This window comes from Streptomyces sp. AM 2-1-1 (assembly GCF_029167645.1).
Lineage (GTDB): Bacteria > Actinomycetota > Actinomycetes > Streptomycetales > Streptomycetaceae > Streptomyces.
This window is the reverse complement of sequence record NZ_CP119147.1, coordinates 2,203,391-2,219,068: the sequence shown is the minus strand read 5'-3', so window position 1 is coordinate 2,219,068 and position 15,678 is coordinate 2,203,391. Positions and strand designations below refer to the sequence as shown.

Here is a 15,678-nt window from a genome sequence, read left to right as displayed (position 1 = left end):
CGGCACGCTTGCCGGTCCGGAGCGCCATGCCGTGCGTCACGTTCAACTGCCGTACACCGCTCACACGTTGCCGGGGTACCCATAAGGCGCGTGCCGCGTACAGGGGACGCCCGCCGCGTTCGCGGTCACGTGAAGGCGGGACCCGAGACCGCCGGTCCCACCCGGGGCAGCGCGTCCTCGGCCGCGCGGGCCGCGGCCAGCAGCCAGGCGTCCGCCCCCCGGTCGGCCACCAACTGGAGGCCGACCGGGCAGCCGTCCCCGGTGAAGCCGGCCGCAATGCTCGCCGCCGGATGCCCACTCAGGTTGAACGCCCAGGTCAGCGCCGTCGAGTACACCTCGCCCGGCCCCTCGTGCCCGTGCGGCCGGTTGGGGGTGGTGGGCGTCAGCAGCAGCGGCGTACGGGCGAACAGGGCGTCCAGCACGGCGTCGTTGGCGCGCCGGGTCTCCGCCGCCCCGGGGCCCGGCGCCCCGCCCCGTACGGCCTGCCACGCCCGGGCCGGGTCGCGCAGCGCGCAGCCGCCGGGTGCCAGCCGCACCACGCCCGCCGCCACCAGCCGGTCCACCGCCGCGCGCACCACCGCGGACACCTCCGGATCGACGTCGGCGAAACCCAGGTCCCCGCTGAACACGGCCGGCACGGGAAGCCGCACCCCGGTGCTCTCGTACCCGTCCAGCACATGGCGCAGAAAGGGTTCCGCCGCGGCCGCGGACCGGGCCAGCACACCGGCCGACGCCAGCCCCGACCGGTCCGGCGAGGGGAGCAGGCCGTTCGTCGTCTTCAGCCCGAACACCCCGCACCACGCCGCCGGCAGCCGCACCGACCCGGCGCCGTCGCTGCCGGTGGCGAGGCTGACCATCCCCGCCGCGACCGCCACCGCCGACCCGGCCGACGAGCCGCCCGGCGTCCGGTCCGCCCGCCAGGGGTTACGGGTACGGCCGTGCGCGCCCAGCCCCCACGTCTGCCAGTGGGTGCCCGGCCCCGGTACCGCCGTCGAGCCGACCGGCACCCCGCCCGCCCCGACCAGCCGGCGGGCCGCGTACGCACGCAGCCCCGCCGGGCCCTTCACCGCGAACGGCAGTCCGCCCAACGGCAGCAGGGCCGCCGCGGGTTCCCGGGCCAGCGCCTCCTGCCGCCACACCTCGATGAACGCGCCCAGCCGAGGATCGAGCTCCTCGATCCGCTCCAGCGCCCGCCCCACCGCTCCGATTCCGTCCACCGCACCAGTCTTCACCCGCGCCCCGGGAAACGGAGGGCCGTCGCCGCGATCACCCGCGCGGCAGGGCCGCCTCCATCACCGCCCGCGCGATCGGCGCCGCGCTGCCGCCACCGCTGATGTCCGCGCGGTCCGCCGCCGCGTCCTCGACCACCACGGCGACCGCCACCTCCGGCCGGGCGGAACCGGCCGACTGCGCCCAGCAGATGAACCAGGCGTACGGCGCACCGGTGTTGTCCACCCCGTGCTGCGCGGTGCCCGTCTTGCCGCCGACGGTGACGCCGTCGATCGCCGCGTTGGTCCCGGTGCCGTCCTCCACGACGTCGACCATCATCCGCCGCAGCAGCACGGCCGTCGACGGGCTCATCGCCCGCCGGTAGGAGTCGGTGGACGTCCGGGACACCGTGTCGCCGTCGTGCTTGATCGTACGGTCCACCAGCCGGGGGCGGGCGATCTCCCCGTCGTTGGCGACCGCCGCGGCGACCATCGCCATCTGGAGCGGGGTCGCCGTGGTGTCGAACTGCCCGATCGAGGACTGCGCCAGCTGGTCGTCGCTCATCTCCGTGTCGAAGTTGCTCTTCGCCACCCCGGACGGGATCCGCAGCCCGTCGTCGTTGAAGCCGAAGCCGCCCGCGGCCTCCACCATCCCGTCCAGGCCCACCTCCACCCCCAGGTGCGCCATCACGGTGTTGCAGGAGATCCGGATCGCCTCGGCCAGCGACGCCTTCCCGCAGCCGCTCGACTCGTTGGGCAGCACGGTGGACGTGCCCGGCAGGACGTAGGGGGACGGGGTGTCGGTCGCCTCGTCCGGGTCGTCCACCACTCCGGCGTCCAGCGCAGCCGCCGCGGTCACGATCTTGAAGGCCGAACCCGGCGGGTAGGTCTGCCGGATGGCCCGGTTCAGCATCGGCCGGCTCGCGGAGGTGTTGAGCCGCGTCCACGCGTCGGTGACCGCCGTTCCCGTGCCCGAGAGCAGCTCGGGGTCGTACGAGGGCGAGGAGACCAGCGCCAGGATCTTCCCGGTGGACGGCTCCAGCGCCGCAACCGCGCCCTTGCGGCCGGCGAGGCCCTCGTACGCGGCACGCTGCACCGCACCCCTGATGGTGGTGACCACGTCGCCCCCCGGTTGCCGGCCGCGCGTGAGGTCGTTCCACAGCGGCAGGGGAGCGAGCAGCGAGTCGGTCCCCGAGAGGACGGCGTCCTCGGCGTTCTCCAGGAGCGAGGTGCCGTAGGTCTGCGAGGCGTACCCGGTGACCGGCGCGTACAGGGGGCCGTGGAGGTAGGTGCGTTCCCAGGCGAGCTGCTGGCCGGTGTTCTTCGAGCCGGTGACGGTCGCCGTCGCGTCCCCGGTGCCGGTCCGCACCAGGATGTTGCCGCGCGGCTGGTCGTAACGGGCGATCGTGTTACGGCGGTTGGCGGGGTTCCCGGTGAGCTCGTCGGCCTCGAAGACCTGGACGCGCGCCGCGTTCACCAGCAGCGCCAGCAGCAGGAGCAGACAGAACGCGGCGGCCCGCCGGATGTACCGGATCACTGCTCGTCCTCCACGATCGGAGCGATGACGCCCGTCTCCGGCTGACCGGGGCGCGGGGTGCGGGCCTGGTCGCTCACCCGGATCAACAGGGCCACGATGATCCAGTTGGTGACGACCGAGGAACCGCCCTGCGCCAGGAACGGCATGGCCATGCCGGTCAACGGGATCAGCCCCATCACCCCGCCGGCGATCACGAACACCTGGAGCGCCAGGATCGAGGCGAGCCCGACGGCGAGGAGTTGCCCGAACGGGTCGCGCAGCGCGAGCCCCGCCCGGTACCCGCGCGCCACCATCAGCGCGTACAGCAGGAAGACGGCGGTCAGCCCGGCGAGTCCCAGCTCTTCGCCCGCCGTCGCCAGGATGAAGTCGGACTTCGCCGCGAAGCCGATCAGGACCGAGTGCCCGAGGCCGAGGCCGGTACCCAGCATCCCGCCCTCGGCGAACGCGAAGAGCGACTGGGCCAGCTGGTTCGGCCCCAGGCCGGCGTCGATCGAGGCGAAGGGGTGCAGCCAGTCCCGCACCCGGCTGTGCACATGCGGTTCGAACGAGCCGACGACGAAGGCGCCGACCGCCGCGAGCAGCAGCCCGACCGCGATCCAGCCGATGCGCCCGGTCGCCACGTACAGCAGGATCACGAAGAGGCCGAAGAAGAGCAGCGAGGTCCCCAGGTCGCGTTCGAGAACGAGGACACCGACGCTCAGCAGCCAGATCGCCACGATGGGGCCGAGCACCCGGCCGGTGGGCAGCTGCAGTTTCCAGACCGTGCGGCCGGTGTACGCCAGGGCGTTGCGGTTGGCCGCGAGGTACGCGGCGAAGAAGACCGCCAGCAGGATCTTGGCGAACTCCCCGGGCTGGAACGACAGCCCGCCGGCCCTGATCCAGATCCGGGCGCCGTTCACCGCCGGGAAGAAGATCGGCACGATCATCAGCACCAGCGCGGCCGCCACCGCGAGGTAGGCGTACCGCTGGAGCACCCGGTGGTCGCGGACCAGGACCACCACCAGGATGAAGAAGGCCACCCCGAGTGTCGACCAGACCAGTTGGGTGGGCGCTGCCGTGTCCGAGGGCGTCTCCAGGTCGAGCCGGTAGATCAGCACCAGACCCAGCCCGTTGAGGAGCACGGCGATCGGGAGCAGCAGCGGATCGGCGTACGGGGCGCGGAAGCGGACCGCGAGGTGGGCGAGGAGCGCCAGCAGCCCCAGCCCGCCGCCGTACCCCGCGACGTCGGGCGGTACGGCGTCGTCGTGGGCGAGGCCGACCGCCGCGTAGCCGTAGACGGAGATGAGGACGGCCCCGACGAGGAGGGAGAGCTCCACGCCGCGCCGCTTGGGCAGCCGGAGCGGAGGCGGGGGAGAGTCCACCGTCGGTGCGGTCATGCCAGGAACGTAGCAAGTGCGGGAGGTTATTTCCCTTATGTCATAGTTTTCTGCTGGTGCTGATGTCCCGGCCCGTCCTCCAGTGGGCGGTCCGCGGCGGCCGACGGGCCGCGCACGGCGACGCGCCGCCGCCCGGGGTTCGCGAGGCGAACGGCCCGGGCGGCGGCGCGTGCGGTGGTGTGCGGTGACGGTGCCGTGGTGGTGCGTCAGCACCAGTCGGGGGCCGCGCCGATGTTCTCGATGTACCGCGCGGAGCCCCAGGCCCAGGTGCCGTCGGTCAGCAGGTACCAGCGGTCGTTGCCGTCCACACTGTCGCCCCGGGTCTTGCAGAAGATGGTGACGACCGTCCCGTACGGCACCTCGCCCACGACCCGGCTGCTGCGGGTCGGACGGTCACGGAGCAGCAGACTCGGCCGGGCGATGACCCGCCCCCGGTACGTGGCCAGGGGCGCGGCGGGCTTCACCTCGGTGCCGGCCGACGGCTCCCGGTGCTCCGCGGGGTCCACCTGGGGCTCGGCGGACGGCCTTCCCTGCTGGGCGGGCTTCCCGTGCCCGGGCGCCGGGTCGGTGGCGGCGCTGATCACGTGGTGGTGCTGGTCCACCGGCTGCGGAAGCGGTCCGGCGGCGAAGGCGGGAGCGGCGGCCGTCAGCGCGGCGAGCAGACCGGTGGCGACACCGATACCGATGCGGCGGAGGGACGGAGAGGACATGCTGCCTCCAGAAAAACGTGGGCGAGGTGCGGGGCCGCGGCCCGGGGGGCCGCTCCTGGCACGCTAGGTTCGCCACGCCGCGCACGACCAGAGTCGCTCTCGGTGATGTACGCGGACGGGGGACGCCCGATGGACCGTCCGGGTGTACCGGCCGCCCGCCCGACCGCCTGCCGCCCTGTCCGCCGGCCGGTCCGTCACCGGCCCCGCCTCCGGTGCGACGGCGGCGGGGCGTGACCGCCCCCGGGGCCGGCCCCTCCGCCGGAGTGCCGCGCCGGACGCGCGGCGCTCCGGTGGCGTGCGCGCCTCAGCCGCTGTAGGGGTTCGTGCCCGGGGTCTGCCCCTGCTGGGCGGCCTGGCCCTGCTGCGGAGCCTGGCCGAACGGGTTGGCGCCGTCCGGGCCCGCCGCGTGCTGGGCGAGCAGCGCCTCGGCCTGCTCCTTGGCTATCTTCTGCTCCCCGCCGCAGAAGGTGCACTGCGTCGCGTACTTGACGGAGATCGGGAAGAGCGGGATGAAGAACAGGGTGAACTTGGTGACCCGCTTGCGGAGGGTGTGCGCGGCGGGGTTTCCGCACCAGCCGCACACCATCGTCAGGACGGCTAGCTGATACAGGTAGCCCCGTGTACCGAAAATGATCATTTCGTGCCTCTCCTTGTTGCCTTCTGTACGGATGTGCCGCGAGCCCGACGGCCCCGCCTCCCCGTGACACGGCGTACCGGCCGATCCGGCACCCCGGTGGTCCGCGCGGCCGCCCCCCGACCGGCGTGCGGCCGGCTCAGCCCCGGCCGCCCGGGTCGCGCAGCGCCTGCCGGCACAGCGCCAACAGGTGGGCGTCGGCCGCGATGTCCGAGGTGCCGAATCCGCCGTCCCGGGCGTTGTGACGGCGTACGGAGGACAACTCGGCACGCAGCGCGTGCGCCGCCCCGGACCCTGCCGCAGCTGCCCCCGTCCGCGCCAGTGTGTCCGCCACCCGGACGCGGACGTACGGGTTCTGTGTCCACGCGGCCAGCAGGACCGGCCACGTCTCCGCGGACCGCCCCGAAACCTCGCACAGTGCGAGCGCCGCGTCCACCCGTACCCGGAGATCGTCGTGGCCCAGCAGTGCCCGCAGCCGGGGAGCGGTCGCCGCCGCCCGGGCGCCGAGCCGGCCCGCCAGGCCCGACGCCGCCCGGACACTCGGGGGTTCCTCCGCCGTCAGCGCCTCGATCAGCACCGGCAGGACCGCGTCGACGTCACCGGAGACCGAGTAGAGCGCGTCCGCCGCGTCGACCGCCTCGCGCCCCTCCGACCGGCGCATCAGCGCCTCCAGCTCACCGACCGCGCCCCGCGCCCCGGGTCCGAACGCACCCAGGGTCCGCAACGCCGACTGCCGTACGCGCGGGGCCTCGGCTTCCGTCCCGCCCCGCAGGACACGCAGCACCTCGGGCGTCGCCTCGTCCGCCCGTAGCGAGGCGAGGGCGTGCATCAACGGCATCGCCCCGCCGCGCGCGGACGGGTCCCGCGCGACCTCGGACAGCCTGTGGCGCAGAGCCCCGGCCAACGGGGACGCGGCCGTCCCGAGGGCGGCGACGGCATGCCCGAGGTCGTGCGGCACGACCGGCCCCTCCAGCACGGCGGCCAGCACCGGCAGCGCCCGGACGTCACCGGTGCCGGCCAGTGCCAGTACCGCCGGATCGAGGCTCGGCTGCCCGTTCTCCCACTGTCTGATCCACGTCCCGGGGATGACCGCCACCCGCGCCGCCAGCGCGTCCGCGGCCGGGCCGGCCAGCACCCGGACGTCGGCCAGCAGATGCGCGGCGGCGTCGCGGAGCCGCGGATCGGGCTCCGCGAGCTGTTCCCCCACCAGCCGCACCAGCTCGTCGTACGGCCCCCGCCACACCCGGATCAGCCCGCCGCTCATCCGGACCGCGTCCAGCCGCTGCCCCTCGTCCGGGCTGCACAACTGGTCGGTCAGGAGCGCCACCCGGTCCTCCACCCGGTCACCGAGCGCCCCGTGCAGGGTGCGCAGCAGATCGGTGGCCCAGGGCGTGCCCGGGCCGGCCGCCTCCGCCGCGTGCAGGGCCCGCAACTGGCCGATCAGCGTTGGCGACTGGACGCCCTCCCGTGCCGCCGCCTCCGCGGCCGCACGTGTGCCGGGCCCGGCCGGCGGGTGGGCCGCGCGCAGGTCCCGCAGCAGATCCGCGACTCTGGGCACGATGTCGACGGGCAGCGCGCCGGGCGCGCACCGGGCCAGCTGCGCGAGCGCCGCCAGCCGCAGGCCCGGCGCGTACTCCTGCATGGCGAGCCGGCTCAGCCAGTGCGCCGCCGTGTCGGCCACCGGCACGTGGCGCAGCGCGAGGCGCCCGGCCGCCTCCACGAGGGCGAGCCGCACCTCCTCGTCGGGCTCCACCGGCAGCCGCCCGCGCAAGAGCGCCAGCACCCGGGCGGGTTCGGTGTGGAGGGTGGCGAGCGCCAGCGGAGCGGCGAGCCGCACGCCGCGATCGTCCTCGGCGAGCAGCCCCACGAAGACCTCAGCACCGGCACAGACGGCCGCCGCGGCCATGGCGTAGTTGGCGGCACCCTCGATCTCGTCCTCGTCCAGCTCGTCCTCGTCGTCCTCGGCCAGTTCGATGCCGCCGATACTGGTCAGCAGTTCGACGATGGCGCCGCGCTCGGCCACCGCGGGATCGGCGACCAGCTCGAAGAGGAACGGGATGCAGGCGAGCGTGCAGGCGTACACGTCACCCTGGTGGTGGACGGCGCCGTACATGCCGTCGAGGGCGCGCTCGCGTTCCGCCGCGTCCGCGGAGGCGAGCCCCGCCAGCAGAGCCGGTACGTCGTCGGCCGGCCCGTAGGCATGTTCCATCGAGGCCCAGTCCACCTCGTCGATCCCCGCGAACACTCCGGCCATCCCCTCCCCGCTCACGACGCTCTACCGTGCGACGGCCCGTGACCGGAGTTGGTTCCCGGAACGAAGGCGTGCCGCCTCGCAGCCGAGTGTGCCCCAGGTCCGCGACGGCTCGCCCCGAGGACGGGGCTTTCCCGCCGCCGTGCGCGCATGCCGTGCGCGACCTGTGGGGCGGGTGGTCCCGGAGACGACCCGCGGACGCCGGTTCCGGCCGGTGTCACCCGACGTCGGCCGGTGCCGGGTGTCGGGGCGGTCGCCCCCGCGTGCACGGGACGACCGTGCGGCCGGACGGCACGCGTCACGCGCCCGCCCGTCGCCCCCGGCGCACCGGGGGCAGCGGGCGAGCACGGTTCGGGTTGATGAGCGGCCCGAGGAGATCCCCGTACCGCTCCAGCCGCGCCGCCATGTCGCCCGCGAGGAAGACCAGCTCCCGCGGGGAGCGGCACTGCTGGATCTCCTCCCAGGTGACCGGGGCGGAGACGGCCGGTTCGCGGCGGGCGCGGAGCGTGTACGGGGTGGCGGTGGTCTTCGCGGCGGCGTTCTGGCTGAAATCGACGAACACCTTCCCCGGCCGCAGCTCCCGCTTCATCCGGTGCACCACCAGAGCGGGGAGCTCCGCCTCCGCCTCGACGGCGAGCCGCTTCGCGTACGCCGTCACCTCCTGCGACGGGGTGGGCTCCAGGGGGACGAGCAGATGGAGCCCTTTGGAACCGGAGGTCTTGCCGTACGCGAGCAGCCCGTCCGCCGACAGCCGCTCCCGCAGCCAGCGGGCGACCGCGCAGCACTCCACCACGGTCGCCGGTGCGCCGGGGTCCAGGTCGAACACCATGCGGTCGGCGACCGCCGGGGTGTCCGCCTGCCACTGCGGGGTGTGGAACTCGACCATGAGGTTGGCCGCCCACATCAGCGACGCCAGGTCCTGGACCATGACCTGGACCGCGTCCCGCTCCCCGCGGTGCGGCACGCGCGCGGTACGCACCCAGGCGGGGGTACCGGGCGGTGGGTTCTTGGAGAAGAAGTGCTCCCCCTCCGCGCCGTCCGGATAGCGCAGGAACGAGACCGGCCGGTTGTACAGGTGCGCGAGCAGCGCGCCCGCGGCCGTGGCGGCGTAGTAGTGGAGCACCTCGCCCTTGGTGGTACCGGTGGCCGGGTGGACCACCTTGTCCAGGTTGCTGAGGGCCAGCCGCCGCCCCTCCACCTCGGTGATGGGCGTCATACGATAAGAATCGCATGATTCGCCCGAAATGGACTCGACCGCCTGCGGTCGACAATCCGCACAACAGGTCAGAGGACATCAGGAAGCAGTCGCGAAGGAGTGAAGAGTGAGCTCGATGAGGTCGATCTGGAACGGCGCGATCTCGTTCGGCCTGGTCAGCATCCCGGTCAAACTGATGAACGCCACCGAGAACCACTCCGTCTCCTTCCGCCAGGTCCACCTCACCGACGGCGGCCGGATCCGCTACCGCAAGGTCTGCGAGGTCGACGACGAGGAGGTCTCCTCCGCCGAGACCGGCAAGGCGTACGAGGACGCGGACGGCACCCTCATCCCGATCACCGAGGACGACCTCGCCGCACTCCCGCTCCCGACCAACAAGACGATCGAGATCCTCGGCTTCGTCCCCGGCTCGCGGATCGACCCGCTCCAGATGGACACCGCCTACTACCTCTCCGCGAACGGGAATCCGGCGGCGAAGCCGTACACCCTGCTGCGCGAGGCGCTGAAGCGCAGCGAGAAGGTGGCCGTCGCCAAGTTCGCGCTGCGGGGACGGGAGCGGCTCGGGATGCTCCGGGTGGCCGACGACGTGATCGTGATGCACGGACTCCTCTGGCCGGACGAGCTGAGATCCCCCGACGACGTCGTACCGGACACCGGGGCCAAGGTGCGCGACGCCGAACTCGACCTGGCGGACGCCCTGATGAACACCCTCGGCGGAGTCGACCTGGACACCCTCCACGACGACTACCGTGAGGCGGTCGAGGAACTGGTGGCCGCGAAGGCCGCGGGGGAGCCCCTGGAACCCGCCCCCGAGGCGGAGACCGGCGGCAAGGTCATCGACCTGGTGGCCGCGCTGGAGAAGAGCGTCCGCGCGGCGAAGGAATCGCGGGTGGACGGAGGGGGAGCAGACGGCGGCACGGGGCAGGGCGAGGTCGCCGAGGTCCACTCCATCGAGCGGTCCACGCGCCGCAGCCCCACCGGGAAGACGGCGGAGAGGAAGACGCCGGCGAAGAAGGCGGCGGGGAAGTCGGCCACGGTGGAGAAGACGGCCGAGAAGAGATCAGCCACGAAGCAGCCGGCCGCGAAGAAGCAGACAGCCACGGAGCCGGCCGCGAAGAAGACGACGGCTAAGAAGACGACGGCTAAGGAGCCGGCCGCGAAGAAACCGGCCGAGAAGAAGACGGCGCCGAAGAAGTCGGCCGCGAAGAAGACAGCGGCGAAGAAGACGGCCGCGAAGAAGACGTCCGCCGGTGGGAGCGCCCCCTCCGGCAGACGCTCCGCGCGGTCCTCCGCCTGAACCTCCGCACGGCGCCCGTGCACGGCTCCGGGGCAGGAGCCGTCCCGCCGCCACCGACGCCGCGGCACGTCGGTGGCGGATCCCCGGCACCCGGAGGCCGGGCCCCGCGGGCGCGTGGATCAGGCGATGTCGTCCGGATCGATGAAGGGCGGCTCCAGCGAGGGAAGGTCCAGCCCGTAGGGGTCGTCCTGCTCGACGACGTAGGTGCACGAGGTGTAGGTGTAGCCGGACTCGATCGACGACCCGTCGGAGTAGCTGTCCACGCTCGAACTCGCCCCGGTGCCGTGCTTGTAGAGGAAGTGGTAGTCGCCGGCCGGAAGCCGCAGCCGCGCCTTCGGGTAGCTCTTCCCGCTCGCCTTGCAGGCCTGCCGGTCCCCGGCGGCCGAGCTGCTGTACCGCCCGCAACTCCCGCACGCCTTCAACGTGACGCTGCCGGTGACCGGTCCGGTGTAGAGCACCTCCACGCCGTTGGGCGCGTCGTTGCTGATGACGAGCTCCATCGTGGGACCGCCCGGCCGCTTCGCCGGGGGCAGCGCGTCACCCGCGGCGGGACGGTCCTCGGCGATCTCGGCGGCTATCGAGATGTTCCGCGCCTGCCCCCGCCGCCTGTCGTCCTTGTAGGTGTCCGCGAACCCGGTCAGCGTCTCCCGCGCCTCACTGAACTCCTTCTCCCGGAACTGGTCCACCCCGCAGGCGTACACCCCGTCCCGGACGCCCCGGTCCGCACGGGCGGCCGAGGCCTCGAGGGCGTCCCCGGTCAGGGCGCCGACGGTCCCGCTCATGTTGCGCAGGGTCTCCGTCACCGTGCAGGGCTCCTCGCCGGCCAGCTTCCCGGTCTCCTCGGTGATCCGCGCGTCGACGGCCGGAGCCATCTTCCGTGCGGCGGCCGAGTCCGGGAACGTCCGCTGCAGCTCGCCCAGTTCGGCGCCGCCGGACGCGGACGCGGTGTCCGCGCCGTACGTGCCCAGTTGGGCGATCCCGCACGCGTAGAGGGACTCCCCGAGCGGCTCGTCGGGCCAGTGCGCGAGGCTGCCCAGCAGCTCGGCGTCCTCGCCCTTCGGCAGGGTGCGCAGATAGCGCAGTGGCTCCAGCGCCGCGCAGTAGTCCTTCCTGTCGTACGGGGCGGCGACCGCCTCGTAGTAGGACTTCAGCCGGTCCGGCACCTGCTTGCCCGCCCTTGAGCCGGGGTGCTCGCGACCGAGGTCGCGGTAGGCGGTGAAGGCCTTGCCGTACCCCGCCTTCGCCGTGGCGAAGGGCTGCCCGGACACCGCGGCGACCGCTCGGTCGGCGGTCTCCAGCCGGTCGAGCAGCATCTTCTCGACGGCCTCGTCGCGCGCGGAGCCGTAGAGCGCCACCCCGCCGACCGGAACGGCCAGCAGCACCAGCCCGACCCCGGCGGCCACCACCGGCCGCCACGAACCGCCGACCGGCGTGCGTCGCGCGATCCGGGCCGCGTCGACGGCGGCCACCACGAGCACCACGAGGTACGCGACGAGCAGCCCGCCGGAGACCCCGTCGGGCTCGGCGGGCAGGACCGCGAGGAGCAGCGCGCCCGTCGCCGCGAGGCAGAGGGCGGCACGGATCCAGCGGCGGGTGAGGAGGTGGCCGAGCCCGAGCCCGCTGAGGTTGAGCAGCCCCGCCGCAGCGGCACGCAGCCCGGCACCGGGTGGCGGCGGACCGGTGGGAGAGGGCTGCGCGGCGAACGGCGGCAGCGACGGCGGGGGAGGCGGCGAGGACGGCGGCGGGGGCGCGTTCGGCGGCCCCGGTGGAGGCGGCGGCGCGTCCACCGGTCCGTCCGGACCGGAGCCCCGGGCGGCCGTCGGACCCGTACCCGGCCCCGAGTCCGGCCCCGATCCGGGGCCGGGATCCCGCGCACCGTCGTACGGGTGCGCGCGTCCTTCGTCCGACTCCATAACGGTCCCCCCACCGTCGAGCCATTCCAGTCCCCGTCTCTCTTCCCCTTTTTTTCCCGTCCACGCGCGCATTTCCCCTCGTCCTCACGGGGACCGGGCGGTCACCCACCGAAGAGCGCTCACTCGCATCCGCCGGCGGAACGGAGCGGTTCGAAGTCGACCGAAGGTGATTGATATTGACCGAGTTTGACCGAGACGGAGCGCGGCCTCGCCTCCGTCACACAGGCCGCGCAGGAGGGGGGAGGCGCCGGGCGGAGTCGATGAGCCGTTCGGCGAGAGCCTCGACGAGGTCGCGGAGTTCGTCCGGGCGCTCGACGACGAAGGGCCGGTCCAGCGAGGCGAGCACGGCGGGCAGCCAGTCGAGCCGGTCCACCCGCAGTTCGACACGGCACCAGCCGCCGGCCCGGGGATCCTCACCGTCCGGCGACGCCTGCTCCTCCACGATCGCGACGCCGGCGGGGAGCCGGGTGCGGATCCCCTCGGCCGTGCCGTGGATCCGGAGGATCACCTCGTGCCGGTACGGGGCGGTGGCGAACCCCGTCAGAACGCGTGCGGCCGGGTCGGGTCCGGTGGGAGGTTCGAACGAGCCGGGCAGTGCCCGCACGCCGGTGAGGCGATCCAGCCGGAACGTCCGGTCCTGGCCGGACGTGGGATCCACCGCCGTGAGGTACCACCGGCCCGCGTGGGCGACGAGCCCGTGCGGGTGCACGGTGCGTTCGCTGCGCCGGCCGTCGGCGCCGGTGTACCGGATCGAGACCGGCCGGTGATGGTCGACCGCGTCGGCGACCGGGAGCAGGACCGCCGCCTGCGGGGGGACGGTCTCGCCGGGCGGGGTGGTGAAGGCGAGGGATCCGAGCAGGGAGTCGAGGGCGAGGCGCAGCCGCTGGGGCAGCACGCGCCGGATCTTGGCCGCCGCCGTCTCGCTCGCGGTGTCCGTGGCCGTGCTCAGGCCCGTTCGCCTGCCCGCGAGCAAACCGAGCAGCACGGCGAGCGCCTCGTCGTCGTTGAGCATGAGGGGCGGCATGCGGTGACCGGGGGCGAGTCGGTAACCGCCGTGGCGGCCGCGGACCGACTCGACGGGCACGTCGAGGTCGAGGAGGTGGGCGGCGTAGCGCCGCACGGTGCGCTCGTCGACGCCGAGCCGGTCCGCGAGTTCGGGCACGGTCCGGATCCCGCCCGACTGCAGGAGTTCGAGCAGGGCGAGCACGCGGGCGACGGGGCGGGGCATGCCGACAAGTTTCCCGCACATACCGGGCGGATTCCGCCCGGTATTCCCCCTAGCCTGCGAACAGAAGCCGATCCGCCACCGATCAGCAGCCCGTCGGAAGCCCGGACGGCAGCACCGATACGTCCCTGCCCTCCGTCCCGCCCTGCCAGGAGAAACCCGTGAACTTCGTCTCCCTCCGCGTCATCACCGACGACGTCGCCCGTCTCGTCGACTTCTACGAGCGTGCCACCGGCGTACCCGCCGTATGGTCCACCGAGGACTTCGCCGAACTCAGGACCGCCTCGGCCACCCTCGCGATCGGCAGCACCCGCACGGTCCCCCTCTTCGCGCCCGGCTCCGCCCGCCCCGCCGACAACCACAGCGTCATCCTCGAATTCCTGGTCGACGACGTGGACGGCGTGCACGGGAACCTGACCGGTTTCGTGGAGGAGTTCGTCAACGAGCCCACCACGATGCCGTGGGGCAACCGCACGCTGCTCTTCCGGGACCCCGACGGCAATCTCGTCAACTTCTTCACCCCCGTCACTGCGGCCGCCCGCGAGAAGTTCGCCCGCTGAGAGCACGACGACCCGGCAGGCACAGGGCTTCGCCCTCCGTCCGACCCGGTCGGCGATCGGACCAGGTTCGTCGCCGCGGACAACGGTTCACCGGACGCGGGGCGGGCGGAGCGGGTAACGTCCCACGTGCCGCGACTGGCGTGCGCCCCGCTGGGCGTTGCGTGGAACCGACCACGAGGAAGCGGCACGCTCCGGCCTGGCCGGAGGACCACCGCCGGAGGGCCGTCCGCCTGGGCATCCGGGTCCATGCCGCTCCACGCGGCCGACCCGGGAGAGTCTCGTGACCGCACCCGCACCCACGCCCGTACCCACCCCCGCACGCGGATCCGCGGCGCTCGCCGCCGCTCGCCCCGCACTCGCCGCCGCCGATCCCGTACTCGCCGGGCTGATCGACGCGGAGGAACGGCTCCAGGCCGACACCCTGCGGTTGATCCCCAGCGAGAACTACGTCTCCGCCGCCGTGCTGGAGGCTTCCGGCACCGTCCTCCAGAACAAGTACTCCGAGGGCTAGGCCGGACGCCGCTACTACGAGGGCCAGCAGGTCATCGACCAGGTCGAGACGCTGGCCGTGGAGCGCGCCAAAGCCCTCTTCGGCATGGAGCACGCCAACGTGCAGCCGTACTCGGGCTCCCCCGCCAACCTCGCCGTCTACCTGGCGTTCTGCGCACCCGGCGACACCGTCCTCGGCATGGGGCTGCCGATGGGCGGCCACCTCACCCACGGCTGGGGCGTCTCCGCCACCGGCACCTGGTTCCGCGGGGTGCGCTACGGCGTGCGCCGTGACACCGGGCGCGTCGACCTCGACGAGGTGCGCGACCTGGCCCTCGCCGAACGCCCGAAGGTGATCTTCTGCGGCGGTACGGCCGTGCCCCGCACCATCGACTTCGCGGGCTTCGCCGACATCGCCCGCGAGGCCGGTGCCGTGCTGGTCGCCGACGTCGCCCACATCGCCGGGCTGATCGCCGGTGGGGCGCACCCCTCGCCGGCCCGGTACGCCGACGTCGTCGCCACCACCACGCACAAGACGCTGCGCGGGCCGCGCGGCGCGATGCTGCTCAGCACGGCCGAGCACGCGCGCGCCCTCGACCGGGCGGTCTTCCCGGGCCTCCAAGGCGGTCCGCACAACCAGACCACCGCCGCCATCGCGGTCGCGCTCGGTGAGGCGGCCCGACCGGACTTCGCCGACTACGCCCACCAGGTGGTCGCCAACGCCCGTCTCCTCGGTGAGGAACTGGCCGTGCGGGGCTTCGACCTCGTCTCCGGCGGCACCGACAACCACCTGCTCCTGATCGACCTCACCGGCAAGGACGTGCCGGGCAAGGTCGCCGCCAAGGCGCTGGACCGGGCGGGCATCGTGGTGAACCACAACTCCGTGCCGTACGACACCCGCAAGCCCTTCGACCCGTCCGGCATCCGCATCGGCACCCCGGCCCTCACCACCCGCGGCATCCCGTCCTCCGCGATGCCGGCCGTGGCGGCCTGGATCGACACCGTGGTCGAGGCGGCCCGCACCGGCGACGAGGCAGTGGTCGCCCGGGTCCGGTCCGAGGTCAAGGAGTTGATGGACGCCCACCCGGCACCGGGCCTGCCGCTCGCGGCCGTCCGGTGATCCCCGGCGGGTGAGCGGCGGGGGCCGGGGCGGCCCCGGCCGACCACCGCGGGCGGGAGGCGGTACCGGGGCTCCGACGCGTCCTCGTACCGCCTCCCGCGGCGACCGGCTGAAAAATCGGTTCGCCCCTTCGCTTGCCGAA

11 protein-coding genes and 1 pseudogene are annotated in these 15,678 nt (G+C 73.7%); 3 read left to right on the top strand and 9 right to left on the bottom strand.

Annotation, left to right across the window (positions count from 1 at the left end; genetic code table 11):
* Positions 1–125: 125 nt before the first annotated feature.
* The 7 genes from PZB77_RS09270 to ligD all read right to left on the bottom strand — a co-directional run bounded on the left by PZB77_RS09270 (position 126) and on the right by ligD (position 8,932).
* The gene (locus PZB77_RS09270) at positions 126–1,199 is read right to left on the bottom strand and encodes an amidase family protein (RefSeq protein WP_275495974.1); all 1,074 of its coding nucleotides are present in this window, start codon (positions 1,197–1,199) and stop codon (positions 126–128) included.
* Between the two features lie 67 nt (positions 1,200–1,266).
* Complete coding sequence (locus PZB77_RS09265) at positions 1,267–2,745, bottom strand: penicillin-binding transpeptidase domain-containing protein (RefSeq protein WP_275492093.1); 1,479 nt, start codon at positions 2,743–2,745, stop codon at positions 1,267–1,269.
* Entirely contained in the window at positions 2,742–4,121 is a 1,380-nt protein-coding gene (locus PZB77_RS09260) for an FtsW/RodA/SpoVE family cell cycle protein (protein ID WP_275492092.1), read from the bottom strand. The genes PZB77_RS09265 and PZB77_RS09260 overlap by 4 nt, the downstream gene beginning before the upstream one ends.
* A gap of 206 nt (positions 4,122–4,327) precedes the next feature.
* Positions 4,328–4,831 (bottom strand): SH3 domain-containing protein, encoded by a 504-nt coding sequence (locus PZB77_RS09255; RefSeq protein WP_275492091.1) that lies wholly within the window; start codon positions 4,829–4,831, stop codon positions 4,328–4,330.
* Positions 4,832–5,135: 304 nt separating this feature from the next.
* Positions 5,136–5,468 (bottom strand): zinc-ribbon domain-containing protein, encoded by a 333-nt coding sequence (locus tag PZB77_RS09250; protein ID WP_275492090.1) that lies wholly within the window; start codon positions 5,466–5,468, stop codon positions 5,136–5,138.
* A 136-nt stretch (positions 5,469–5,604) separates the two neighbouring features.
* Complete coding sequence (locus PZB77_RS09245) at positions 5,605–7,710, bottom strand: PBS lyase (RefSeq protein ID WP_275495973.1); 2,106 nt, start codon at positions 7,708–7,710, stop codon at positions 5,605–5,607.
* A 304-nt stretch (positions 7,711–8,014) separates the two neighbouring features.
* Positions 8,015–8,932, bottom strand: a complete 918-nt coding sequence (gene ligD, locus PZB77_RS09240; protein ID WP_275492089.1) for a non-homologous end-joining DNA ligase — start codon at positions 8,930–8,932, stop codon at positions 8,015–8,017.
* A 115-nt stretch (positions 8,933–9,047) separates the two neighbouring features.
* Between ligD and PZB77_RS09235 the strand changes: the two genes are divergently transcribed.
* Positions 9,048–10,229, top strand: coding sequence for a Ku protein (locus PZB77_RS09235; RefSeq protein WP_275495972.1), 1,182 nt, complete (start codon positions 9,048–9,050; stop codon positions 10,227–10,229).
* A gap of 119 nt (positions 10,230–10,348) precedes the next feature.
* Here PZB77_RS09235 and PZB77_RS09230 read toward each other — a convergent pair whose 3' ends face one another.
* Both PZB77_RS09230 and PZB77_RS09225 read right to left on the bottom strand, forming a co-directional pair.
* Positions 10,349–12,142 (bottom strand): hypothetical protein, encoded by a 1,794-nt coding sequence (locus PZB77_RS09230; RefSeq protein ID WP_275492088.1) that lies wholly within the window; start codon positions 12,140–12,142, stop codon positions 10,349–10,351.
* Between the two features lie 217 nt (positions 12,143–12,359).
* Positions 12,360–13,370 carry a YafY family protein gene (locus PZB77_RS09225; protein ID WP_275492087.1) on the bottom strand — a complete coding sequence of 337 codons (1,011 nt, stop codon included), beginning with the start codon at positions 13,368–13,370 and terminating at the stop codon, positions 12,360–12,362.
* Between the two features lie 158 nt (positions 13,371–13,528).
* Between PZB77_RS09225 and PZB77_RS09220 the strand changes: the two genes are divergently transcribed.
* Positions 13,529–13,927 carry a VOC family protein gene (locus tag PZB77_RS09220; protein WP_275492086.1) on the top strand — a complete coding sequence of 133 codons (399 nt, stop codon included), beginning with the start codon at positions 13,529–13,531 and terminating at the stop codon, positions 13,925–13,927.
* 349 nt (positions 13,928–14,276) lie between these two features.
* Positions 14,277–15,536: pseudogene (gene glyA, locus PZB77_RS09215) on the top strand (serine hydroxymethyltransferase); the annotation flags it as partial.
* Positions 15,537–15,678: the final 142 nt, after the last annotated feature.